This is a genomic window from Leeuwenhoekiella sp. MAR_2009_132 (assembly GCF_000687915.1).
GTDB lineage: Bacteria > Bacteroidota > Bacteroidia > Flavobacteriales > Flavobacteriaceae > Leeuwenhoekiella.
The window spans coordinates 1737705-1762738 of record NZ_JHZY01000002.1 but is presented as its reverse complement, the minus strand read 5'-3'; the positions used below and the strand labels follow the sequence as shown (position 1 = coordinate 1762738).

The 25034-nt window shown below is 35.7% G+C and carries 22 protein-coding genes; 13 read left to right on the top strand and 9 right to left on the bottom strand.

Annotated features, from left to right (window positions below):
• The first annotated feature begins 76 nt into the window (after positions 1-76).
• Complete coding sequence (locus tag P164_RS07485) at positions 77-4987, top strand: DNA repair ATPase (protein WP_028375818.1); 4911 nt, start codon at positions 77-79, stop codon at positions 4985-4987.
• Between the two features lie 256 nt (positions 4988-5243).
• Positions 5244-5729, top strand: coding sequence for a GyrI-like domain-containing protein (locus tag P164_RS07480; RefSeq protein WP_028375817.1), 486 nt, complete (start codon positions 5244-5246; stop codon positions 5727-5729).
• A 43-nt stretch (positions 5730-5772) separates the two neighbouring features.
• On the opposite strand, the gene rlmH is transcribed toward P164_RS07480, so the two are convergent.
• The gene (gene rlmH, locus P164_RS07475) at positions 5773-6246 is read right to left on the bottom strand and encodes a 23S rRNA (pseudouridine(1915)-N(3))-methyltransferase RlmH (protein WP_028375816.1); all 474 of its coding nucleotides are present in this window, start codon (positions 6244-6246) and stop codon (positions 5773-5775) included.
• A 125-nt stretch (positions 6247-6371) separates the two neighbouring features.
• Here rlmH and nadC point away from each other — a divergent pair, with 125 nt between their 5' ends.
• From nadC to priA, 4 genes are all read left to right on the top strand, one after another.
• Positions 6372-7229 carry a carboxylating nicotinate-nucleotide diphosphorylase gene (gene nadC / locus P164_RS07470; protein ID WP_028375815.1) on the top strand — a complete coding sequence of 286 codons (858 nt, stop codon included), beginning with the start codon at positions 6372-6374 and terminating at the stop codon, positions 7227-7229.
• Complete coding sequence (locus tag P164_RS07465) at positions 7230-8168, top strand: YihY/virulence factor BrkB family protein (RefSeq protein WP_028375814.1); 939 nt, start codon at positions 7230-7232, stop codon at positions 8166-8168.
• Between the two features lie 89 nt (positions 8169-8257).
• Complete coding sequence (locus P164_RS07460) at positions 8258-8686, top strand: DUF2147 domain-containing protein (protein WP_028375813.1); 429 nt, start codon at positions 8258-8260, stop codon at positions 8684-8686.
• Between the two features lie 67 nt (positions 8687-8753).
• On the top strand, positions 8754-11210 hold the full coding sequence (gene priA / locus P164_RS07455; RefSeq protein WP_028375812.1) for a primosomal protein N': 2457 nt from the start codon (positions 8754-8756) through the stop codon (positions 11208-11210).
• 56 nt (positions 11211-11266) lie between these two features.
• Here priA and P164_RS07450 read toward each other — a convergent pair whose 3' ends face one another.
• On the bottom strand, positions 11267-11968 hold the full coding sequence (locus P164_RS07450; RefSeq protein ID WP_028375811.1) for a LytR/AlgR family response regulator transcription factor: 702 nt from the start codon (positions 11966-11968) through the stop codon (positions 11267-11269).
• A gap of 211 nt (positions 11969-12179) precedes the next feature.
• Between P164_RS07450 and rpsF the strand changes: the two genes are divergently transcribed.
• The 4 genes from rpsF to P164_RS07430 all read left to right on the top strand — a co-directional run bounded on the left by rpsF (position 12180) and on the right by P164_RS07430 (position 13826).
• Positions 12180-12518, top strand: coding sequence for a 30S ribosomal protein S6 (rpsF, locus tag P164_RS07445; protein WP_028375810.1), 339 nt, complete (start codon positions 12180-12182; stop codon positions 12516-12518).
• Between the two features lie 2 nt (positions 12519-12520).
• Positions 12521-12820 carry a 30S ribosomal protein S18 gene (gene rpsR, locus P164_RS07440; protein ID WP_028375809.1) on the top strand — a complete coding sequence of 100 codons (300 nt, stop codon included), beginning with the start codon at positions 12521-12523 and terminating at the stop codon, positions 12818-12820.
• 12 nt (positions 12821-12832) lie between these two features.
• Complete coding sequence (rplI, locus tag P164_RS07435) at positions 12833-13282, top strand: 50S ribosomal protein L9 (protein WP_028375808.1); 450 nt, start codon at positions 12833-12835, stop codon at positions 13280-13282.
• A gap of 67 nt (positions 13283-13349) precedes the next feature.
• Positions 13350-13826 carry a DUF6495 family protein gene (locus P164_RS07430; RefSeq protein WP_028375807.1) on the top strand — a complete coding sequence of 159 codons (477 nt, stop codon included), beginning with the start codon at positions 13350-13352 and terminating at the stop codon, positions 13824-13826.
• Between the two features lie 54 nt (positions 13827-13880).
• Here P164_RS07430 and P164_RS07425 read toward each other — a convergent pair whose 3' ends face one another.
• Positions 13881-15122: an ABC transporter permease gene (locus P164_RS07425; RefSeq protein WP_028375806.1), complete on the bottom strand. Its 1242-nt coding sequence runs from the start codon at positions 15120-15122 to the stop codon at positions 13881-13883.
• Positions 15123-15291: 169 nt separating this feature from the next.
• Between P164_RS07425 and hisS the strand changes: the two genes are divergently transcribed.
• Entirely contained in the window at positions 15292-16662 is a 1371-nt protein-coding gene (gene hisS, locus P164_RS07420; protein WP_028375805.1) for a histidine--tRNA ligase, read from the top strand.
• A 70-nt stretch (positions 16663-16732) separates the two neighbouring features.
• On the opposite strand, the gene P164_RS07415 is transcribed toward hisS, so the two are convergent.
• Positions 16733-18187 (bottom strand): hypothetical protein, encoded by a 1455-nt coding sequence (locus tag P164_RS07415; protein ID WP_035899403.1) that lies wholly within the window; start codon positions 18185-18187, stop codon positions 16733-16735.
• A 108-nt stretch (positions 18188-18295) separates the two neighbouring features.
• Between P164_RS07415 and P164_RS07410 the strand changes: the two genes are divergently transcribed.
• Both P164_RS07410 and P164_RS07405 read left to right on the top strand, forming a co-directional pair.
• Positions 18296-19060 (top strand): MBL fold metallo-hydrolase, encoded by a 765-nt coding sequence (locus tag P164_RS07410; RefSeq protein WP_028375803.1) that lies wholly within the window; start codon positions 18296-18298, stop codon positions 19058-19060.
• 4 nt (positions 19061-19064) lie between these two features.
• The gene (locus P164_RS07405) at positions 19065-19553 is read left to right on the top strand and encodes a hypothetical protein (protein ID WP_028375802.1); all 489 of its coding nucleotides are present in this window, start codon (positions 19065-19067) and stop codon (positions 19551-19553) included.
• 2 nt (positions 19554-19555) lie between these two features.
• On the opposite strand, the gene P164_RS07400 is transcribed toward P164_RS07405, so the two are convergent.
• The 5 genes from P164_RS07400 to P164_RS07380 form a co-directional block, all read right to left on the bottom strand.
• A complete protein-coding gene (locus P164_RS07400) occupies positions 19556-20209 on the bottom strand; it encodes an alpha/beta hydrolase (protein WP_028375801.1) in 654 nt (217 codons plus the stop codon).
• 1 nt (position 20210) lies between these two features.
• Entirely contained in the window at positions 20211-20540 is a 330-nt protein-coding gene (locus tag P164_RS07395; protein ID WP_028375800.1) for a membrane protein, read from the bottom strand.
• A gap of 4 nt (positions 20541-20544) precedes the next feature.
• Positions 20545-21798 (bottom strand): dihydroorotase, encoded by a 1254-nt coding sequence (locus P164_RS07390; protein WP_028375799.1) that lies wholly within the window; start codon positions 21796-21798, stop codon positions 20545-20547.
• Complete coding sequence (locus P164_RS07385; RefSeq protein ID WP_028375798.1) at positions 21795-23714, bottom strand: BatA domain-containing protein; 1920 nt, start codon at positions 23712-23714, stop codon at positions 21795-21797. Before P164_RS07385 ends, P164_RS07390 begins: the two co-directional genes overlap by 4 nt.
• A 73-nt stretch (positions 23715-23787) precedes the next feature.
• Positions 23788-25026 carry a GAF domain-containing sensor histidine kinase gene (locus P164_RS07380; protein WP_316930198.1) on the bottom strand — a complete coding sequence of 413 codons (1239 nt, stop codon included), beginning with the start codon at positions 25024-25026 and terminating at the stop codon, positions 23788-23790.
• Positions 25027-25034: the final 8 nt, after the last annotated feature.

Below are 25034 nucleotides of genomic sequence, written 5' to 3'. Positions count from 1 at the left end.
AGAGAGATGCAAGTCTAAGCTTGTCGAAGACCTATTCAGTTAGTTACTATAATTACTTAAAAAAGTAAGATTTAAAATGGCAGAAACGTCAAAATCAATAAATAACCCTATAGAAACTCCTACTCAGGATACTCTTGATGGAGGCACCTATGCGATCATACGTGGGCGTTTGCAAAAGCATAAGCAGGAGCTTCAGGATAAATTAGGAAAACTAAATGAAGATCGTAAGACGGTTTTTGGATCGTTAGAGACTAAACTTATTGCTAATGACCGTATCAATACAGAAAATAACTGTATTGCGCGAGATATCGTTTCACTGGGAGAAACCTGTATTTTTGGTTATAATGTTCATTTTGGACTGCGTACAGAAATTTTACTTTCAGATGTGTTTAGTATGTATCGTTTTACTGAAAATCGATTTGAAGCAATTTCTCTTGATTTATTGGAAGATAATACCTTCAAAACCGATTTTTCCAATCTTTATAAATACTACCGCAATACCATTTTTTCACGTTTTGCCATCATAGGAAACTACCTGCATATGGTGTTTCAGCTGAGCGAAAGTGTGACTGATATTAAAACTTTTAAGTGGTTAATAAAAGAAAATAGACTTGAGTATATAGATAACCGTAGTGACCACGAGTATCGTTTCCCGGCGCAGCATGAGTTTAAATGGTTAGAAGTTACCCGCGATATGCACCGTTATGGTGTACACTCGCATGTTTCGATCTTAGATCGTGTTTTTGTAGAGACTATAGGGGGTGATTTAACTATTAAAATTGAAGACAACACCGAAGATGGTAAAGGTATTTTATCTGAACCTGTAGCACATTTAGACCAGACGCTTGATGATGGTCAATATCGCTTTGCCGATTTAGGAAACTTAATCGCGATTGAAATAAAACCCTTTCAGGAACCGCCCAGATACTTTGTATACAATCATAAAATAAAAGAAGTTCATAAGATTGAAAGCATAGGTAAAGCAGCTGTCTTACTGCCAGACGATCAGGGTATAATTTTCCCGAATGGCTATTATTTGCAAACCGGTGAATACCATGTTTTTGATGACGGAATCATTGATTTAAAATTTCAACAGAAAATTGCTTCGCCTAATGGGGAGGATTTTATGTATGTGTTTTATGAGCCTAAAAAGGGCTTGTACAAATTGATGTCCTATAACATCATTAGTCAGGAAATTATTACGCCTATTGTTTGTAGTGGTTTTACGGTTTTAGAAAATGGCGAACTCTGTTATTTTAATTCCGAAGAAAATCAAACTAAACATCATACGGTACAAATCTGGCAAACGCCTTATCTGCAGGGCGATTATATGCCTTCTCAGTATACAGATTCTATACTCTATAAAATAGGTAACAAAGACATCGTTAAGGCGATGGCAGAGTCACAAGCCTTAATTACGCTGCTAAATAAAGAAGATAATTATGATGGTCTTTATGCAGATATAGCAAAGTCTGCTAAAGATATTAAAGATGCTTATTATTGGCTTACCGATGAACAAACGCAACGTTTAGATCTTCCGCTTGCGGAAATAAATAAAGCCGCAAATGCCGCAATCGACGAATTTGAAAAGGTTACTCAACTGCGTCAAAATGCAAAGAAGCAAACTAAAGAAATACGGGAAGACGCAGAGCAGGTTTTTAGTAAAATAAAAAGCACCTCGTTTAAGTCTATTAATGAATTTGTAGAGCTGTTGACTCAATTGCGTGCTTTACGCGGAAAAGTTATTAGTCTTTATGAAGTACGTTATGTTGATACAGCTTTTCTAAAAAAGTTAGAGGAAGATATTGCAGGACAATCTCAAAAAATTTCTGAGCGTTGTGTTCAGTTCTTGTTAGATCCTAAAGCGTTACAACCCTATCACGATAAAGTATCTGAGAAAAAAACAGCGTTAGATGAAATTGAAAAGGTTATCAATGCTAAAAAGCTTGAAGAGGAAGTAAATCAGATTGCGGCAGATTTAGAGTTATTGATTGATATTGTAACCAATCTTGAGATAGAAGATACCTCACACGCAACACAGATTGTCGATGCTATTTCGTTGATTTTCGCAACTATAAATCAGCTCAAAGCTGCACTCAAGAACAAGAAAAAAAGTTTAGGAAGTGCAGAAGCACAAGCAGATTTTGCCGCGCAACTTAAATTGATTGATCAAAGTATCATCAACTACCTGGATATTGCGGCTACGCCGGAAAAATGCGACGAGTTTCAAAATAAGATTTCAATTCAACTTGAAGAATTAGAAGGTAAATTTGCAGATTTTGAAGAATTTATTTCCCTTATTTTGGAAAAGCGCGAAGAAGTTTATGCTGCTTTTGAAGCACGGAAAAACGCGTTGGTTGAGAAACGAAATAAAAAAGCATTATCTCTTAAAAATGCTTCAGAACGTATATTAAAAGGTGTTGAAAAGCGAGCTCAAAGTCTGGGTTCTGTAGATGAAATCAACGGGTATTTTGCTGCAGATTTGATGATAAATAAGGTGCGCGACATTATCAAGCAGCTTAATGATTTAGATGATAGTGGTAAGGCAGAAGAGTTAGAAACCGCTTTAAAAGTTGCACGTGAAGATGCGCTACGCAAACTCAAAGATAAACTTGATCTGTATGAAGATGGTGAGAACATCATACGTTTAGGAAAACATAAATTTGGGGTAAACCGTCAGGCACTTGATTTAACTATTGTTTTAAAAGATGGCGTTCTTGCATATCACCTTACCGGCACAGATTTTTATCAGGAGCTTAATCACCCGATTTTATTGAACTCCCGTCAGATTTGGGATCAGGAATATGTTTCAGAAAATGAGTTTGTTTACCGTTCTGCATACTTGGCTTACTCAATTTTTGAAACTACAGCTACGCATCTTTTACAACAGGCTTCAGACGAAGAGCTCTTAAAAATTGTACAGGAGGCGAGTAGCAATAAGTATAGCGAAGGCTACGTGAAGGGTGTTCACGATGTTGATGCAGCCAATATTTTGCGTGTACTTGTACAAAAACACAATGATTTAGGCTTGTTAATCTATCAGCCACAAATACGTGCAAATGCTCAGTATTTTTGGAATTACTTAGATGAAACTGACAAAAAGCAACTAAATACCCAAATAAAGTCTTCAGGAGAGGTGCTTCAATATTTTCCTGATAATCCTGATTATGAGTTTGTGGTAAACATATTAATTGCTAAACTGAGTGTTTTCGCAGAGGAGACCGTTTTATTTCCTAAAGAACATAGCGCAACTATTGCAGCATACCTTTTTAAAGAATTGCAAAGTGACGAATCGTTTATAAATAGCGCTTTAGCGGTTTCAATAAAAGATGACTTTATAATTCATTTAAAAGAACAGCAGGCAGATCTTAAGTTTAAAAATAGTTACGAGTCGCAAATAGATTATGCCTCTAAAATAAGGCTTGTTAGACAGTGGATTTCGGCGTTTATTAAAAGTAGTCGTGTTTCTCAAGTAAATGAGCAGCTGCAGCAATTGCAGTATGCAGATGAGGTTGTTTGTTTAATTCTATTTGAGGATGATTCGGTTTCCAAGGTTAATGCAATTTCACCTAATGAAGTAATAACGAATTTAAGTGGCGATCACAAAACGTTATCTAACGGTACGTTCAATTTTAACTATCACGAGTTTGTGACGACTTTATCTGCTTTTGTAACTCAAGATGTACCCACTTTTGAGGCTTTTCGCCAGGCGAAACATGAAGTCACACAAACCCTGAAAGAAGACCTGAAACTTGAAGAGTTTAAACCGAAAGTTTTGACTTCGTTTGTACGAAATAAATTAATAGATCAGGTATACTTCCCTCTTTTTGGAGACAATCTTGCAAAGCAATTAGGAACTGTGGGAGACACCACACGTACAGATCGTATGGGAATGTTACTGTTAATCTCGCCGCCGGGTTACGGTAAAACCACCCTGATGGAATATATCGCCAATCGCCTGGGACTGGTTTTTATGAAAATAAACGGTCCGGCGATAGGGCACGAGGTGACTTCAGTAGACCCCGCAGCAGCGACCAATTCGGCTTCTCGTGAAGAATTAAAAAAGTTGAACCTGGCTTTTGAAATGGGTAATAACGTGATGCTGTATCTGGATGATATTCAGCATTGCAATCCAGAGTTTTTACAGAAGTTTATTTCGCTCTCAGACGGAACCCGAAAAATAGAAGGTGTTTATAAAGAAAAACCTAAAACCTACGATCTTCGCGGAAAGAAATTCTGTGTGATAATGGCTGGTAACCCTTATACCGAAAGCGGTGCAAAATTCCAGATTCCAGATATGCTCGCAAACCGGGCTGACATTTACAACCTGGGAGATATAATAGGTGATACCGCAGATTTATTTGAACTGAGTTTGATTGAAAATTCTCTTACTGCAAATCCTGTTTTACAGCAATTAGGTAGTAAGAATTTTGAGGATGTTTATACGCTTCTAGAACGTTTAGAATCAGGAAATCAAGAATTACAGTTAAAAGGTAATCACAGTAACCGCGAGATAGAAGAATATCAATCTGTTCTAGAAAAAGTTCTAAAAATTAGAAATACGGTACTTGCAGTAAATACAGCATATATAAAATCTGCTGCGATGGAAGATGCCTATCGTACAGAACCCTCCTTTAAATTACAAGGATCTTACAGAGATATGAATAAGCTGGTCGCTAAGGTAGTGCCCATTATGAATGATAAAGAGCTGCAAACGCTATTACTAGCGCATTATGAAAGTGAAGCGCAAACGCTCACGGGTTCTGCAGAAGCAAACTTGTTGAAATACAAAGAATTAATTGATTCGATTTCAAATGAAGAACAAGCCCGATGGGCATCTATCAAAGAAACCTTTGTAAAAAACAACAAGCTCAAAGGTTTTGGTAATGCAAATGAGATGGCTCAGGTTTTAGCCCAGATGATGCAATTCTCAGATAATTTGGAAGGCATCAAACAGGTTTTGCAAACAGGTTTGAATAAAAATTAAAGAAACTATGAGTTCCTGGATTTAAGTTTTTTGTAGTTTTTTTTAATGGCATTTTTATTTCTGTCGGCAAATATTACTGCGTAATAGCCAATTTGCATAGCAGTTGTGAATAGGAAAAAACGGCTTATAAGTTTTCTGGGTTTCATAATTTCTATTTTAGAATACTAATAATAGCAGTTTAATACCGCATATAGGGTTAAAGAACTCCTATAATTGAGGTCTAAGTATAGTTTTGTATTTTCAATACCCAAAAATTATGAGTCCAAAAATACTAGAAATTGAATCCCGGAAATTAGTGGGTAAATGTCTTACAACTACACTTTCATTTGATGATACCGCTGTCTTGTGGAAGGAATTTATGTCACGGCATAAGGAAATTAAAAACCGAATAGGGTCGAGTTTTTATTCAATACAAGTGTATCCTTTTGGTTTTAATCCGGAAGAATTTACGAGAGAAACTAAATTTGAACGCTGGGCAGCAGTTGAAGTAGAATCGTATGAAGAAGTCCCAGAAGGAATGCAAACTAAAACTCTTGCCGGCGGATTATATGCTGTATTTAAGCATGTAGGTCCGGTTAAGAAATTTGTAGAAACTTCCAATTATATCTACGGAAGCTGGTTACCGCAAACTAAATATAAACTAGATGATCGCGCGCACTTTGAACTGCTTGGAGAAAACTATTATGGTCCAGAACATCCTGATTCTGAAGAGGAGATATGGTTGCCTGTTCAGTTGAAGTAAAAGTTTTAAATTCATCTAACATCTAACATCTAACATCTAACATCTAACGATGATGATAAGGTTCATTTCGTAAAATAGTGAAAGCTCTGTAAACCTGCTCGGTCATAAATAGCCGAATCATCTGATGTGAAAAGGTCATTTTTGAAAGGGACACTTTGCCTATAGCTTTTGCATAAACTTCCGCAGAAAATCCATAGGGACCGCCAATAACAAACACCAAAGTTTTGATACCGCTGTTCATTTTTTTCTGAAGATACACAGCAAACTTCTCACTGCTAAACTCTTTTCCATTTTCATCTAAAAGAATCAATTCGTCCTGAGGATTCAGTTTTGACAGAATCAATTCGCCTTCTTTCTCTTTCTGTTGTTCTTCAGACAGGTTTTTTGTCTTCTTGAGATCGGGTATAATCTCCAATTCAAAATTTACATAATGCTTTAGTCGTTTAGTATAAATCGCAATAAGTGCGTCTAAATGAGCATCATCAGTTTTGCCTATGCAAAGAAGTTTAATATTCATAATTCAAAAATAATATTTTTCATAGTTGAGGGCATAATAAAACACGGGCTACTTTAGAATAATTGCAAATGGGAATTGTAAATTGGCAGGTTGTTTTTCTAACTTAGCACAAACCGATAAAATTTATGATTTCACAAGCTAAACTCAATAAAGAGATAGATTTAATTATTGAAAATGCTATCCGCGAAGATGTAGGCCCCGGTGATTATAGTTCGTTATCCTGTATCCCAAGTGATGCTACCGGAAAGGCAAAGCTTTTGGTTAAAGAAGCGGGCATTATAGCCGGTGTATCGTTTGCCTGCAATGTTTTTAATTATGTAGATCCTTCGTTAGATGTAGAAATACTGATTAAAGATGCAGCAGAAGTTAAGGTGGGTGACATCGTATTTTATGTAAGTGGAAATTCTCAAAGTATTTTGAAAGCGGAGCGTCTTGTTCTAAACGCAATGCAGCGTATGAGTGCTATTGCTACAAAAACTAAGCACTATGCAAACTTACTTGAAGGCACAAAAACAAAAATTTTAGATACGCGTAAAACCACTCCTGGATTTAGAGCCCTAGAAAAAATAGCTGTAAAAATAGGAGGTGGCGAAAATCATCGCTTTGCATTATACGATATGGTGATGTTGAAAGATAATCACATCGATTTTGCAGGCGGAATAACTTTAGCTATTCAAAAAACACAAAAATTTTTAGCCGAAAATAATCTTGATCTCAAGATAATTGTTGAGGCACGAGATCTTACTGAAGTTAAAGAGATTTTAGCGGCAGGTGGTGTTTATCGTATATTACTTGATAATTTTAATTATGAAACCACTCGTAAAGCTGTAGAAATTATAGGAGATCAGTGTTTAACCGAATCTTCTGGAGGGATTAATGAAGAAACGCTTGTTGAGTATGCGAAGTGCGGAGTAGATTATATTTCTAGTGGGGCATTAACACATTCTGTTTATAATATGGATTTGAGTCTTAAAGCTGTATAAATGGATAAAGAGTTCAATGAGAAACTATTAACCATAAAATTTCTGTTGCCGGTAGTAAAATGGGCTAAGGGCGTAATTTTACCCGGTTTTGAAGGACTATCACTTCATGATTTCTGGGAAATGTATGCGGTAGGTATTCTTAAGGGAACTTTCGCAACACGTGCAAGCGCAATTGCTTTTAGCTTTTTTATGGCGCTGTTTCCATTCTTTTTATTTATTTTAAACCTTATTCCCTACGTACCTATAGACGGTTTCCAAACTGAATTTTTAGCTTTTATAAACACAATTCTTCCGCCGCAGACACAAGAATTTTTTGATCCTATTTTATTAGATATTGCAGCTAACCCACGCGGTGGTTTACTTTCATTTACATTAATTTTTGCAATTTTTTTAATGGCAAATGGAGTAAATGCCATATTTACCGGGTTTGAGTACAGTTTTCATAGTATAACTAACAGGCCTATCGTACGTCAATATTTTATTGCTCTAGGTGTTTCGTTAATGTTGGCACTGTTGTTGCTTTCAATTGTTGTAGCCGTATTGTACTTTCAATATATTATTATTGATCTGAAAAGCAGAGATATAGTAGATGAAAATACCTTAAAACTTTTTTCTCAATTGGGAAGTTTTAGTGCTTTATTAATTTTGATTTATGGTGTGGTGGCAACGCTTTATTATTTTGGTACTAAAGAAGGAAAAAACGCCAGGTTTTTTTCAATAGGAGCAACACTTACAACGATATTGTTTGTGGTAACAACCTATTTCTTTGGGATTTACATTAATAATTTTGCTACGTACAACCAGCTTTATGGTTCAATAGGCGCCTTATTAATAATGATGGTGTACATCTGGTTAAATTCAAATTTGTTGTTGCTGGGGTTTGAATTAAATGCCACAATGTATAGATTGAAAAGAAGTCACGAACTACGAAAAAATTAGAAAAAAAGAGTATTGTTCTTGTTAATAATATTGAATATTAATGTAGATTTAACGAATAACTTAAATAAACAACCCCTTAATTTAGAATTATGAAAAAAGTATATGCGTTTTTAGTTGTAGCACTTATTTGTTCAGCAGGAGTTTTTGCTCAGGATGTAACCGGTAAATGGAAAACCATTGACGATGAGACAGGAGATGCAAAATCTATAGTTGAGATCTATAAAAAAGATGGAAAAGTTTACGGTAAAATTGTTGAAATTTTAAATAAAGACCGTCAGGACGCTAAATGTGTAGATTGCCCTGGTTCTGATAAAGGTAAGCCTGTAAACGGTCTTGTCATCATAAAAGGATTAGAAAAAGATGGTGATGAGTATGCAGATGGTAAAATACTTGATCCTCAAAGTGGTAAACTGTATAAATGTCTAATAGAATTAGAAGGTGCAAATAAACTTAAAGTTAGAGGTTATGTAGGCTTTTCTTTATTAGGAAGAACGCAATACTGGACTCGCGTAAACTAAAAATTTATAACCCATAATCTAAGGCTGTTTCTAAATCTAGAGACAGCCTTTTTTTTATCTTTACCCTGTGTATTTTGTAGATGTAATCTTACCTATTCCTGTTGAAAATGCATTCACTTATCGTATAAGTGAAGCTGAGTATTCCTTTATTAAACCTGGGATGCGTCTCGCTGTACCCTTTGGTAAAAGTAAGATTTATACCTCAATGGCTATTGCTGTACATCAAAATGAGCCACGCATTTATGAAGCTAAAGAGATAGAGCAAATCTTAGATGAGACACCTATTGTTCATCCTGAACAACTCACCTTCTGGAAATGGATGGCAGAATATTATATGTGTACTTTAGGAGAAGTGATGCGTGCAGCCTTGCCCGGTGCTTTTTTGTTAGAAAGTGAGACTATCATAAAACGACTGGTTAAAAATGATAGTACTCCACATTTAGATGTCTTAGATGAAGATGGGGAGATGATTCTTCAGGCTTTTGAGAATAAACCTATTTTGCGCATAAGTGAGGTAATGCAATTACTGGGTAAAAAGAAAGTTCTGCCCAGTATTAAAAGTCTTATAGATCTTGATCTGGTTGTGCTAGACCAGGAAATCTATGAAAGTTACAAGCCTAAGTTGATTACGTATGTTCGATTAACTAAGGAGTTTGAACAAGAAGAGAAGATGCATCAGGCATTAGATGATTTAGACAATGCACCTAAGCAGCGTGAACTATTACTTACGTATTTTTCATTACAGGCACGATCTAAGAAACCTATTAAATCTAAAGATTTGCAAGATGCCAGTAGCGCAAGTGCAGCTCAATTAAAAGCTTTGGTCGCTAAGGGTATTTTTGAAACTTACAAAATTCAAAAAGATCGAATAGCCTATTCAGGGAATAAAGATTCACACATAAAAGAATTAAATAGTCAACAAGAGCGGGCATTAAGGGAGATTAATGAATCTTATAAAAATCATGAAGTTTGCCTATTGCACGGAGTAACGGCCTCGGGTAAGACAGAAGTATATGTTAATCTAATTAAATCATATCTCGATGCCGGCAAACAAGTTCTTTATTTATTACCAGAAATTGCCCTAACCACTCAGCTAGTAGCGCGTTTACAAGAATATTTTGGTAATCAACTTTCTGTGTATCATTCTAAATACTCAGTTCATGAGCGTGTAGAAGTATGGAATAATGTACTGAATAAAGAATCAAAAGCTCAGCTTATTTTAGGGGCGCGCAGTGCTCTTTTTCTTCCGTTTAATAACTTAGGTCTTGTGGTTGTAGATGAGGAGCACGAGAGTAGCTATAAACAATATGATCCTGCGCCACGATATCAGGCACGAGATGCGGGTATCGTTTTAGCGAGTTTACAAAAGGCTAAGATTTTACTTGGGTCGGCAACACCTTCATTAGAAACGTTTTATAATGCCAGTAGCGGTAAATATGGTTTAGTAACGATGAAAGAGCGCTATGGAAACATTCTAATGCCCGAAAATACGATAATAGATATTCAAGATCGGCAACGTAAGAAACGTATGACCGGCCACTTTAGCGATGATTTGTTGCGTGCAATTACAGATGCTTTAGCGCTTGGGGAACAGGTGATTTTATTTCAAAATAGAAGAGGATACTCGCCTATACTTGAATGTAAAACCTGTGGTCACGCACCACAATGTCCCAATTGTGATGTAAGTTTAACCTATCACAAGCACCGCGAGCAACTGCGTTGTCATTATTGCGGTTATCATATTGCCATGCTTAAAAAATGTATGGCTTGCGGTAGTGTAGAATTAGATACTAAAGGTTTTGGTACAGAACAAATAGAAACAGAATTAAAAGCACTTTACCCGGAGCATTCCATAGGTCGAATGGATTCTGATACGACACGTGGTAAATTTGGTTTTGAAAAGATAATAACAGCATTTGAGCAAGGAGAACTAGATATTTTAGTTGGAACACAAATGCTTACTAAAGGACTTGATTTTAGAAACGTGACCCTTGTAGGAATATTAAATGCAGATAATATGCTGAATATTCCAGACTTTAGAGCGCACGAGCGTAGTTTTCAATTGATACAGCAGGTATCAGGTAGGGCAGGGCGTACAGAAAAAAGGGGAACCGTTTTAATACAAAGCTACAATCCGCATCATCAAATATTGCAACAGGTTTCTATGAATGACTATGATGCGATGTATCGTGAACAGCTAGAAGAGCGCCATCAATATAAATATCCGCCGTTTTGCAGATTGATTAAAATAACATTGAAACACCGGGATTTTCAGAAAATTGAAGAATCTTCACAATGGATGGGGCAGGCATTGAAGAATATCTTTAAAGAAGAGGTTTTAGGACCTGAGCCTCCTCCGGTTTCCAGAATACGTAATGAATATTATCGAAATATTCTGATCAAGATTCCGCGAAAGCAAAGCCTCGCAAAAACGAAAAAAGCGATTTTAAGAGTGCGAACAAGTTTTTTGAGTGTTTCGCAATTTAGAAGCGTTAAGGTGGTTATTAATGTAGATAACTATTAAGTATAAAAAATCCCGATTATTTAATCGGGATTTTAAATATAAATGTGTTTGTGGTATTAGTTAGATAAGGCTTCCATAAGCTTTGTCTTCTTATGTCTACTTAAAGGTATCTTATCTCCTTCAATCTCAATATTACGACTGTTGTATTTCTCAACTTTGTCCAGATTAATAATATAAGACTTATGAATTCTCATAAAACGTTCTGAAGGCAACTGCTCTTCAAAAGCTTTCATTGTAGAAAGTACAATAATAGGCTCATTGTAAGTAACAAGCTTCACATAGTCTCCTAAAGCCTCGATAAACTTAAGGTCATTAAGAAATACTTTCTTCTTTTTAAGATTGCTTTTTACAAAGATATAGTCATCATCTTCAACACTCCCTTCCGTTTTAAGGCGGTGTAAATTAATGGCTTTATGTACAGCATTTAAGAAACGATCTTTAGTAAGTGGTTTACGTAAATAGTCTATAGCATTGTAATTAAATGCTTTATATGCATATTTAGTTTTACCTGTAACAAAAATTATCTGAGGCTTGTGAACCAAGTCGTCAAGCAAGTCAAACCCTGTAAGAATAGGCATTTCTATATCTAGAAAAATAAGGTCAACCTTAGTTTCTAACAGACCGTTTTTAGTTTCGATTGCGTTATTGTATTGTGCTGCCAAACGCAGGTTAGGATGATCTTTGATCATTTTAACAATGGCAAGACGCTGCAAGCTTGAGTCATCTACTACAGCACAGTCTAGTATGAGTTCTTCCAAAATATTTAATGAGATAACATTAGTAACAAATCTTACTGCAATATAAGTATTTACCAATTACTTTGTGTATTTCATCGATATATTTTTTGATATCTTAATTGGCTGAATTAAATGAGTATAAATTCATTTTAAAATTATGTATAAACAGAGTTTGTTAAGTGGAAAAATAACATTACTTTTGCACTCATTTTTATATAAATAAACATTTTTTATGAATCATTACGAAACTGTTTTCATCTTGAATCCCGTTTTATCTGATGACCAGGTAAAGGAAACAGTAAAGAAATTTGAAGATTTTCTTGTTTCTAACGGTGCCAAGATGATATCCAAAGAAGATTGGGGGCTAAAAAAATTAGCTTACGCAATCCAAAACAAAAAAAGTGGTTTCTACCATCTTTTTGAATTCACGGTACCTGGAGAGGTTATCAAGAGTTTTGAACTAGAGTTTAGACGTGACGAACGTGTTATGCGTTTCTTAACTGTAAGCTTAGACAAGCACGCGATCGAGTGGGCTGAAAAGCGTAGAAAACGTAACAAAGAAAAAGCATAGTTATGGCATCATCTATAGAGCAACAAGCAAAAGCTAAGAAAGATGGGGAAATCAGATATTTAACTCCGTTAAATATTGAAACCTCTAAAACAAAAAAATACTGTCGTTTTAAGCGTTCTGGTATTAAATATATTGATTACAAAGATGCAGATTGGTTAGCTTCTTTCGTAAATGAGCAAGGTAAATTGTTACCACGTCGCCTTACAGGAACTTCTTTGAAGTATCAGCGTAAAGTAAGTGTAGCAGTTAAAAGAGCAAGACATCTTGCACTTATGCCTTATGTAACTGATTTATACAAATAAAAACTAGATAAGATGGAAGTTATTTTAAAGAAAGACGTCGAAAATCTAGGATTTACTGATGATCTTTTAACTGTGAAAAACGGTTATGGAAGAAATTTTCTTATCCCACAGGGTTACGCAATTTTAGCAACTCCTTCTGCTAAGAAGGTTTTAGCTGAAAACTTAAAGCAACGTGCTTATAAAGATAAGAAGATTGTAGATGCTGCTAAAACTCAGGCTGAAAAATTAAACGGTTTAGATATTAAACTTACAGCTAAAGCAGGTGAGGCAGATAAATTATTCGGTTCTATTACAGATGCAGATCTTGCAGCTGCTCTTGCTAAAAATGGTGTAGAGATAGACAGAAAATATATTACAATTGCAGGTGGTAACATTAAACGTTTAGGTCAATATGAAGCTAGTCTTCGTTTTCACCGTGAAGTTGTTGCTACTCTTACATTTGATGTTGTAGCAGAAGCTTAAGACATTCAAGTTATAAATCAAAGCTTCCGCTAACCGCGGGAGCTTTTTTATTTTAAAAAAATAGGCAATGAAGTATATCAGACTTACAAAAGAGCAATTAGAAGAGATGCATAAAGAGTTTATCAACTTTTTAGCAGCACAATCTATAACTGCAGAGGAGTGGGAATCTATTAAAAAAGATAAACCCGAAGTTGCAGAACAAGAACTTGATGTATTTAGCGATTTAGTTTGGGAAGGCGTACTTAGTAAAGTTGAATATCTTGAGCATTTTTCTGCTCAGCATATGTTTCTTTTTAAAGTAGGAGATGTAAAAATTAGTATGATTTCTGTTGAAGTTGAAAATAAAGAAATAGATATTACTACACCAGCCGGCTACAAATGGTTACAGAGTAACTTTATGAAAGATGAAGTTAACTTGTATACTTCGAGTAAGCTCTTATCTGAAGATCGTAACAATGATATTTTCGTTTTAATACGACAGGGAGCTTCAATAACTCAAGGAGATTTATTTGCCTGGTTTGAGAAATTTGTAGAGGTTGAATAGTGATTTGGTTATATTAAAAAAGCCTGTCTGATCTTAAATCAGACAGGCTTTTTTTTATTCATAACGTAACGATTCTATCGGGTCTAGTTTAGCAGCTTTTATAGCGGGGAATAAACCTGCGACAATTGCCACAATAATAGTTATAGCGGTAGCAGAAAGCATTGCCATCCACGGAGTGGTAAAATTAAAATTGGCAACTGTAGAAATGAGCAATCCTATAGAGATCCCCAGTATAATGCCTAGTATACCTCCAAATTGCCCAATGATTATAGTTTCCATTAAAAATTGACCGGCAATAATTGACTTTTTGGCACCTAAAGCTTTTCTAACACCTATCTCCCGTGTGCGTTCGGTAACTGAAACTAACATGATATTCATCAAAGCTATAGAAGATCCTAAAACGGTAATCATACTAATGATCCATGCCGCCATAGAAAGATATCCGCTAATTTGGGAAATTTGATTTATTAAGTCGTCACTTCTCCCTATTCCGAAGTCATTTTCTTCAACAGGAGCTAATTTTCTAATATTTCTAAAGGTAATCACAGCTTCATCCAGAGCGCCGTCAAGCAATTGTTTGTCGTCTACTTTAACGCTAACATTATAATTTATATTAGGAGCGGTAAACATAGAGCGTGCAATCTGTATAGGTATAAGAACACGTAGATCCTGGCTGTTTCCAAAGGTGGAGCCTTTCTCTTCCAAAATGCCTATTACTTTAAATTTTGTTCCGCGTATGCTTATTGTCTTATCAATAGGATCTAAATTTTTAAGAAGTCCGTTTCTAAAATCACTTCCCAAAATACATACGTTGTTGTTATTTTCTACATCAAACTGATTAAAATTACGGCCCTGCGCCAATTCTAGTCCAGAATTCTCAAGAAAATTTTCATTAGTCCCAAGAACGGTTACTTCAGGATCTGTATCTTGATTCTCATATTTAACCTCTGCATTGGCTGTACCTGTAAAAGATACTGCAACGTGCGTCATCGGGTAGGTATAGCGTTCTTCAAAATCGCGAACCTGGGTATATCGAATGGTAGGATTTACTTTTTGAGTCTCACCACTACCACGTCTTTGGGTTGTAAACTCATAGCGCTGTATGTTAAAGGTGTTTGATCCCATAGAAGAGAAATCACTACTAATTGTATTTTCAAGTGCTTTTACAAGGCTTAAAATAGCAACCAAAGCAGTTATACCTATAGCAATAATCACTACAGTAAGTATGGTTCTTAAAAGCTGACTGCGTATCGCATCAAAAGCGATACGTAGATTTTCCCTAAAAAGTGAGAACATAAAATTAAGATTTGAAACTATAAGTCTGCTAAAGTGCTAAAAAGTTACCGTTTTAAAAAAATAAGAAGTGGCAAACCCTCAATTTTTTAAGATATTTGCAGCCGCGCATCTTTATAGATGCCTTTATAAATTAAAATTAAGCATTTACTGCTTTGAACAGATATTAAAAATGGCCCAAAAACCAAGTATACCTAAAGGAACCCGAGATTTTTCTCCTGAAGAAGTTTCAAAACGTAATTATATTATAAGTACGTTACGACATAATTTTGAGCTATTTGGTTTTCAGCCTATAGAGACGCCATCTTTTGAAAACAGCAGCACCTTAATGGGTAAATACGGTGAAGAAGGTGATCGTCTTATTTTTAAAATATTAAATAGTGGCGATTACTTAAATAAAGCTTCTGAAGAGAATTTATCTTCAAAAAACAGTACTGCACTTACTTCAGAAATCTCAGAAAAAGCATTACGCTATGATTTAACAGTACCATTTGCACGCTACGTGGTTCAGCATCAAAATGAGATAGAATTCCCATTTAAACGGTATCAGATTCAACCGGTTTGGAGGGCAGATCGTCCTCAGAAAGGCCGTTTTAGAGAGTTTTTTCAATGTGACGCAGATGCAGTGGGATCAGATAGTCTACTGCAAGAAGTTGCATTTATTCAGCTTTATGATGCGGTTTTTACCGATTTAGGGCTGAAAGGCGCAACGGTAAAAATGAATAACCGTAAAATTCTTTCCGGCCTTGCCGAAACTATAGGCGAAGCCGATAAGTTGATAGATTTTACAGTAGCCTTAGATAAACTAGATAAAATAGGTGAGGAAGGTGTTATAAAAGAAATGCTTGAAAAAGGTATTTCTGAAAAAGCCATTGAGCGTGTGAAGCCTATTTTTAGAGTTCATGGTAATTTTGCTGATAAACTAATTTTATTAAAAGCACTATTAACCGATTCTGAAATTGGTAAAAAAGGAATTGAAGAGTTAGAATATATACACACCAAGATTGAAGCTTTAGGACTTAAATCTATAGAGCTAGACCTTGATGTTACTTTAGCTCGCGGGCTTAATTATTACACCGGGGCGATTTTTGAAGTTGCTGCACCTAAGGGGGTAGCTATGGGAAGTATAGGCGGTGGCGGTCGTTATGATGATCTTACCGGTATTTTTGGATTGAAAGATATGAGTGGTGTAGGAATTTCATTTGGTCTTGATCGTATTTATCTGGTCATTGAAGAATTGAACCTCTTTCCCGAACAGGCATTAAAAGGAACACGATTGCTTTTTATAAATTTTGGTGAAAACGAATCACTGTATTGCTTAAAGGCGGTGCAGGCATTGCGAGAGGCAGGTATAACGGCAGAGTTATATCCTGATTCTGCAAAAATGAAAAAACAGATGTCTCACGCAGATAAACGCAATATCAAGTTTGTTGTTCTTGCCGGAACTCAAGAGATGGAAGAAAATGTTTTCACCTTAAAGAATATGAAAACTGGAGATCAACAGCGATTAAATCTTACAGATTTAATATCAGCAATCTCATAGTATTGCTTAAACTAAAAAAATCCCGAGCTAAATAGTTCGGGATTTTTTTGGCTTTTATTTTTTGGCTCTATTAATTTTCTAATAATTCTGACGGTGGTGTATAATCAAAAAGACGCTGTTCTTTAATTTGATCTGCAATTCCCTTAGGAAGCATCGCTTCCCATCCTTCTTCATTATTATTGATCATTTTAAGTACCTGTCTCGAAAATACATTAAGAATGTCTGGATTGTAGTCTTCAATATCTACAACACGACCGTTGTATTTAAAGAATTTGTACAGCTCTTTCATACGTGGATGAACTTTTAAGTTCTCGCTGGTAAAGAATTCGCCGGTTTCAGGATCGCGCATAGGATATAAATACACTCGTAAATCTTTAAAAAATAATTTTCCAAAGGCTTCAAGTATACCACCACTTAAGTGTCTGTAATACGACTCATCAAATATATCAATTAGGTTGTTTACCCCCATTGCAAGTCCCATACGTTCTTTGGTATAGCGTGAGAAGTATTCAACAAGACGATAATATTCCTGAAAGTTAGAAATCATTACCGTATGACCCAGATTACAAAGCAATCGAGCACGTGCCATAAAATCTTCCTCATCAATTTCACCTTCGGCACGTAGGTTAGAAAGGGTGATTTCAAAAATAACTTCGGTGTTTTCTTCTTTTACCCTGTTTTCATTTAAGAAAATTTCAAGTGATTTACGATACATATCGGTATTCACTTTAGTCACGGGTCTAAAACTTCCGCGAAGCGCTAAAATATTTTTCTTATAGAGTATTTTTGCGGCTAGTACATTGTTACCGTCAGGTCCAAACATTACCGAGTCTGTAAACCCATTTTTGACCAATTGCAAACTCATTAAGCGATTATCTACACGCTCAAACTGCGGACCGGAGAAATTGATCATATCAATTTCTATCTGATCTTTATCTATATGGTCGTATAAGTAGCGTAGTAATTTTTTAGGAGAGTCATATTTATAGTAGGCGCCGTAAATTAGATTTACTCCTAGAGTACCTAATGTTAGCTGTTGTAAACGTGCATCGGTCTCGTGAAAACGCACGTGTAAAATAATCTCATTAAACTCAGCTTGTGGCTCTGTCTGGTATTTTATGCCTACCCAACCGTGACCTTTATATTTTTTAGCAAAATCTATAGTAGCAACGGTGTTAGCGTAGGTAAAATAAATTTTGTTAGGGTGTTTTTCACGCGAAATCCTATTCTCAAGTAAGTTCGTCTCGTGAGTAAGCATCTTTTTTAATCGCGCTTCGGTAACATAACGGTGGTCTTCTTCTACACCATAAACGGCATCACTAAAGTCTTTATCATAAGCAGACATCGCTTTTGCGATAGTACCACTAGCTCCTCCTGCTCTAAAAAAATGCCTTACTGTTTCTTGTCCTGCACCAATCTCTGCAAACGTCCCGTAGATGTTTTCATTAAGATTAATGCGTAGTGCTTTGTTGATTAGGGAAGGTATGTTTTCAAACTCTTTGTCACCTTGAATTGTTATAGGCATTGTGCTAAGTTTTGGGTAAATATAGGATAGTTCCTTTAGGGGTTAAAGGTAACAAAATGGTAGGGCTTACAAAAAATTAAGTGTAGTTTTGTTCTAAATTTCACAGGTTTGAAAGTTACCTTTTTAGGCACAGGAACATCACAGGGCATCCCCATTATAGGCAGTACGCATCCCGTTTGTCAAAGTCGCGATATACGTGATAAAAGGTTGCGTGTTTCTGTTTTAATTAACTACAATAATGCGAATTATGTAATTGATTGTGGGCCCGATTTTAGGCAGCAAATGTTACGTGAAAACGTGACGCATCTTGAAGCTTTATTGTTTACACATGAACATGCAGATCATACCGCCGGTTTAGATGATATACGACCATTTTTCTTTAGGCAGGGAGATATTCCGCTTTATGCGCATAAGCGTGTAATTGGCGAACTTAAAAGACGTTTTGATTATATTTTTGAGACTGAAAATAGATATCCTGGTGCTCCTGCAGTAGCAATTAATGAAGTCGTTAACAACGTACCTTTTAAAATTAATGATCTTAAAATAGAGCCGGTAAATGTAATGCACGGTAATCTTCAGGTATTTGGGTACCGATTTGACAAGTTTGCTTACTTAACCGATGTAAAAACTATTTCTCCTGAAGAGAAAGAAAAACTTAAAAATCTTGATGTTTTGGTTGTAAATGCACTTCGAGAAGAACCGCATTATACTCATTTTAATCTAGAGGAAGCGCTCGCGTTTGTAGCTGAAGTAAATCCTAAACAAACCTATTTTACTCACATTAGCCATTTGCTGGGTTTTCACGCAGAAGTAGAAGAGAAGCTTCCAGAAAATGTTCATTTAGCTTATGATGGCTTAACATTAGAAATTTAAAATTATGCGTCGTAATATATTTTTGTACTTATTCTTATTTGTCTCTTTATGGGTTGTTTTTCAATATGTAAACTCCACTAAAATTTATGAAAATCAAGAAGCTCAAATCGCCAGGCTTGAGGAAAAATTGCAGAAAGCAGATTCGGTGTCTGAAAATATTCAGGGAGATCAATCGGCACGTTATTTTAAATTGGCCAACAATGATAATGCTTATTCCTATTTTGAAAGCTTTGGGGTTGATTACACAGATTTAGAAGCACGAATAGAATCTGCTCTCATAAGCCAAAACGGGACTTCAGGAAATCCTCTGGTAACATATGATAGTGCAGCCGAAAACGTTTTTCAAATAAATAAAATAGAAGTTCTTAATCACAAATGGGTTATCGCAGATTTTAGCGACGGCAAACGCTGGGGTGAACTTATTTTACTTTATGATGTGGCAAAGGACGGAAGCATTTCTTTTGAAACGCTTCAGAGTGTCCTTTATCCATAACTTTAGTGTTTTAGTAACCAGTCTTTTAAATCGTAAAAATTCTGAGGTGCTACACCGTGTCCTACAGGGTACTCATTCAATTTTGCAGCAATTCCTAACTTCTCTAAATATGCAGGAATTTGGCGAGCTGCAGTTACAGGGATTACCTGATCTACACTACCGTGTGAACTAAATACAGATAAATGACTGTATGCACTTAGGTCGGTTTTTGCATTGGTGATATCTGCATTTACATAGCCACTAAGTCCTATAATGTTTTTTACCTTTTCAGGATACGTTAATGCAACCGCATAACTTAGTATGCATCCCTGACTAAAGCCAAGTAGCGTAACGTTAGCAGCATCTAAGTCGTAGGTTGCGACTGCCTCGTCAATAAATTTTGCAATAAGTTCTCGCGACTCTATAGCTTCTTCATCGTCAGACCATTTCCCATCTGTTGCATCCCAATGTATGGTGTACCACGCATTACCTGAAGGTTGCATAGGTCTTGGTGCTTTTGCAGATATAACAAAATAGTTATCAGGTAATTCTGGCGCAAATGAAAATAAATCTTCTTCATTACTACCATAACCGTGAAGTAATAGTATAAGCGGAGATTTTGAAGTTGTTGTAGTTTTTGGTCTTTGTATTAAATGCTCAAGTGAAAGCGTACTCATATTATTGTATAAAGGTGAACCACTTTTGAAATTGTTTTCCTAAAAGTGGTACAGGGGTGAATGTACCTTGAAAAGCGCTGGTAATACCATAACCCCAAAGTACAATGATAAAAATATAAAAGCCTATTGATGCAGGCCAACTGTTTAGAAATGAAACTAAAAAGCCCAACGCAAAAAAGGTTAAAAAAATGCCGAAAGCTTGTCTGATGTGAAAGCGGGCAAATGTATTTTCAGAATCTGAATTCATAAAAATTGCGATAACTGTTCCTATCATACTTAGATAAGCAATTATGGCTGTTGTTTTACCTTCTTTAATTAGTTGGTTATTCATTTAATTATGATGCTATAAATTGATTGTTAGCAATAATGCCGTAAACACTTCCCTTTAACTTAGCTCCTAAAAAAGCTGCATTTTTAGATTTAGCTAGAATCGCTTCTTTAGTAAAAGTGCTTGTGCCTTTTGAAGTAAATAACGTAAGATTTGCCGGTTCATTAAGTGCTATTGTTGCTTTTTTACCTGTAAATCGTAGTGCTCCTGCTGTAAGTAGTTGTACCGCTTTACGTTCAGAAACTAAAGTAAGCAGAGCTCCTAACGTTGCTTCCTGTGCTATAGTGCCGAATTTTGCGTGATCAAATTCAAGTTTCTTTTGCTCAATATCTAGCGGATTGTGGTCACTGGTAACCATATCAATACTGCCATCTTTAACTCCTGCAACTAAGGCTTTGCGGTCTTCCTCGGCTCTTAAAGGAGGAAGTAGTTTATAGCGGGTATCAAATTCTTCTAACTCTTGATCTGTATAAAAAAGATTTGCAATAGCAACACTGCAGGTTACATCGAGACCTTTAGCTTTTGCTTCTTTAATTAGTTTTACACTTTGAGCGGTAGATACTGTAGGTATGTGCAATTTCCCACCTGTATATTCTAAAATATAAAGATCACGTGCGATCTGCAAATGTTCGGCAAGGGCAGGAATTCCTTTTAAGCCCAGTTTAATAGCAGTTTCCCCTTCGTTTGCCATTCCTTTTATTACTAAATCATTTTCCTGCGGAAAGGATAATACTAAACCATCAAAACCCTGGGTGTATTGTAAAGCAATTTTAAGCAGGTTAGGATTGCTAACAGCGTTTTGATAATCACCAAAGGCAATAGCCCCGGCTTGTTTCATATCATACAATTCAGCTAGATCTACACCTTCAGATTTTCGGGTTAAAGCACCTATAGGGTAGAGGCTTACCGCACTGCCGGCAGCTTTATTTTTTAAAAAAGAAACACCTGAATTTGTATCAATTACAGGATAAGTATTTGGATTTACCGCTACAGCTGTAAAACCACTTTTTGCAGCGACTATTAGTCCGTTTTTTATAGTTTCTCGTTCCTCAAATCCCGGTTCTCCTATGCTTACGCTGCTATCAAACCAACCCGGAGAAACCATTAAGTTTTCAAAGTTAATTAGCTCTTCACCTTTAGTCGCTTTAAGGCTGGGGGCAATTTCTGTTACAATCCCATCTTTTATGCGTATGTCTACCTGTTTACCGTGATGCTCATTACTCTCATCAAGAAGAGTTGCCTGTGTGATGCGTGCGTTCATTTAAGAAATTTTAGTAGAAGCATTTCAGCAAGAAATGCGAGTAGTGCAAAAATAACAAACCATTTGTAAAATAAATTAAGATCTGAATCGTGTTCTAGTTTATTAAACAATGTTTTTATGTCTGTCGTATATGATAAATCTGCACTAGACTGTGTGTTTAAATTCTGTAATCTACTTTCTGCTCGGTCGTGGTTAAATGCGACAATCGCAAGGGTATCTTGCTTATATTTTACAGCATAAAGTCCATCTGAAAAAATACCTTCTGCAGTAGAAATTGCTATTTTATTGCCTTGCCTTTCTTGTAAAGGAATAAATTGATTGCCATTTTGTTCAATAACTAAAGCTGCATCAGTTGTAAGTGCAGCGTTAATGTCAAATTTTGTATTGTTTCCTATCGTATAATAAACCTGCGGAAGGGACAAAGCGGCTAATGCCATCTTATCAAAAGTAGGTACAATAAGCTGCCCATTGATGAAGTTACTATTTACTGGTGCCAAAGCGCCTGTAAACACATACAAATTAGCACTACCCGTTAAGAAGGGATCTCCATTTTCTAGACTAAGAATAGGGCTGCCAGAAGGTAATTTAAAATAGGATTCGACCAGATGTGATTGTAAATTTGAAGACCTTCCTGTAAAAACGTTTTTATAGAGTGGGTGGTCATAATTTATCTGGCTTATAAGATTAGGAGCTTCAACCTTTTCAGAAAAAGCCTGAAAGCCGTACGCTGCCAGAATTTCAGTATAACTATCTACTCGATTCTGCATAGCCGGTATAAGCACTACAATACCTCCTTTTTGAGTGTGGGCTTTTAATACATTTACTAATGAACCCGATATGTTTGTAAGTTCATTAAGAACAATCATATTTTGATCTTGCAGAAGTGTATAGTCTAGTTCTTTTTCTGAGATTGATGTAAATTCAAAATTTTCAGAACGAAAGAGTCTTTTTAAAAAATCAGCGTCATTATTTGAAATAGCGAGTACTTTTAAAGGTTCTTGTTTATTAATACTGAAGTAGAACGAATTGTCATATTTTAAAAACGCATCTGAGATACTTACTTTTCCGTTGATCGCTTTATTTGTTGGAATTTGAAATTTTAAGGAAGCGGTATCTTTAGATGCAAATTTAACTGAAGCTTTAGCGATAAGTTTATCGTCATTATAAAGAGAAACCGGCAATTCGGCATCGCTTGGCGCTGTGCTTGAAAGCATAACGTGCAAATTATACAATTCTGCATTTCTGCTAACACTTATACTGTCTATTGAAAAATTCTCAATACTTACCGGCTTCAGTACGACAGGATATTGTTGTATCGTATTTGTATCAAGCGTGTTTTCTATATTAAAATTTTGAAAATCTGAAAGTAATACCAGCTGTTTAACTGTGTTTTTATGAGTTGAAAATAGTGTATTTAATTTAAGAAGAAGGCTCTGAGAATCTGAAGTGCGTGGCGAGAAATTGATATCTAACAACGTATTTCGATCTGTCTGAGCATCAAAATCTTTAAAAGTATCATCCCAGGTTGCAATCGTGATGCGTTCATTAGTGGGTAAGTTTTCTAATAAATCCTGAGTCGCTTCAGTAAGTAAAGTTCCCTTTTTACCAGTAGCCTGCATACTAAAAGAATTGTCAATAAAAACAACGGTTTCTTTAGCCAAAGTGGCTTTTTGAGATACCGGGAAATAGGGTTGCGCAAAGGCAAATATTAAACACGTTAAAGCTGTTAGTCGAGTGGCAAGAACAAGCCATTTTTTTAAAGAACTGCTTTTACGGGTATTTTGAACAAGATTTTGTAGAAAAGCGACATTGGTAAATGGTGTTTTCTTATACCTTCTTAATTGAAAGAGATGAATAAGAATAGGAATAAGCAGCAGAAAAAGAGCATAGAGAATTTCGGGGTTTTTAAACTGCATATTGAAGCGCTAAATGTGCTAGACGAAATTAAAAGATTTATAAGAAATAGCATGCATAAACAAAGTCTTTATTTTAGTTTATACGTTTAGAAAGGTCATATTCCGGACCGCTTAACTGAGTAGGAATATCTTCTTTACGCGCAGTAAACTTAAATGTTGTTCCCTCTCCTACAGTAGAGGTTACCTTAATTTTTCCGCCTAGATTAGTAACCAGTTTCTTTACTGTTGATAAGCCAATACCATTACCGCGGTTTCCGTTTTTGTCTGTATCTGTCGCAACGGTAAACAGATCAAATATCTCATCTAATTTGTCTTTAGATATACCTATACCATTGTCTGTAATTTCAAACAAATAGAAATCCTCATTTTCATCAAAACTAATGGTAATTTCAGGATGTTCTTTATCTGTATATTTTAAACTGTTACCTATTAAATTTAGAAAAATTTGATTTAAAGCAACACGGTTACAATTTAAAGAGTGATTTGCTTCGGGCAGGTGAATAACACATTTATAATCTGTATTTAGCAGATCTTCCAACTCTTCTAATAAATCCTGAAGGTCAAATACCTGGCGTTGATTTATAGTAAGGTTGTCGCTTTCATAATGCAATAAAATACCATTAATATATTCTGAAAGAGAGAATGATGAGCTTTTAAGATAATTGAGATAGTCAAGACCTTTATCGTCTAAAAGCTCTTTGTATTTAGCTTTTAATAAATCTGTTGTGGTAATGATATTGGCCAAAGGCATTTTCATATCGTGAGATACAACACCCGCAAAGTCTTTTAAAAGGCTATTTTTTTTAAGCAGGTTTTTTTGTAAAGCTTTGTTTTCTAAGTTCTGACGGTGCAGTTCAAAGAGATTTATTACTTGATTAGCAAGTGCTATAAGAGTTGATTGCTGGCGCTCACTTATAGTTCTCGGCTCGTGATCAAAAACACAAAGCGTACCCAGTGCGTGGCCTCCTTTATCAATTAAGGGTACTCCAGCATAAAATATAGCCTTCATATCGCCTTTAACTAAGGGGTTGTCTTTAAAACGGTCATCTTTACGTGCATCTGGAATCACAAAAATAGCCTCAGGTGATTGTATAGCATGTGTACAAAATGATATTTGACGGGGAGATTCAGAAAAAGGAACACCGTAATGTGATTTTAAAAAATTACGATTATAGTCAAGCATCGTAATTAATGCAATAGGAGCGTCACAGATATAAGCTGCAATCTGCGTAATATCATCATAACTTCTTTCAGGAAGCGTTCCTACTAACTTATAAGAATCTACAGCCTCTTGTCTTTTTCTTTCGTTCAGAACTACCA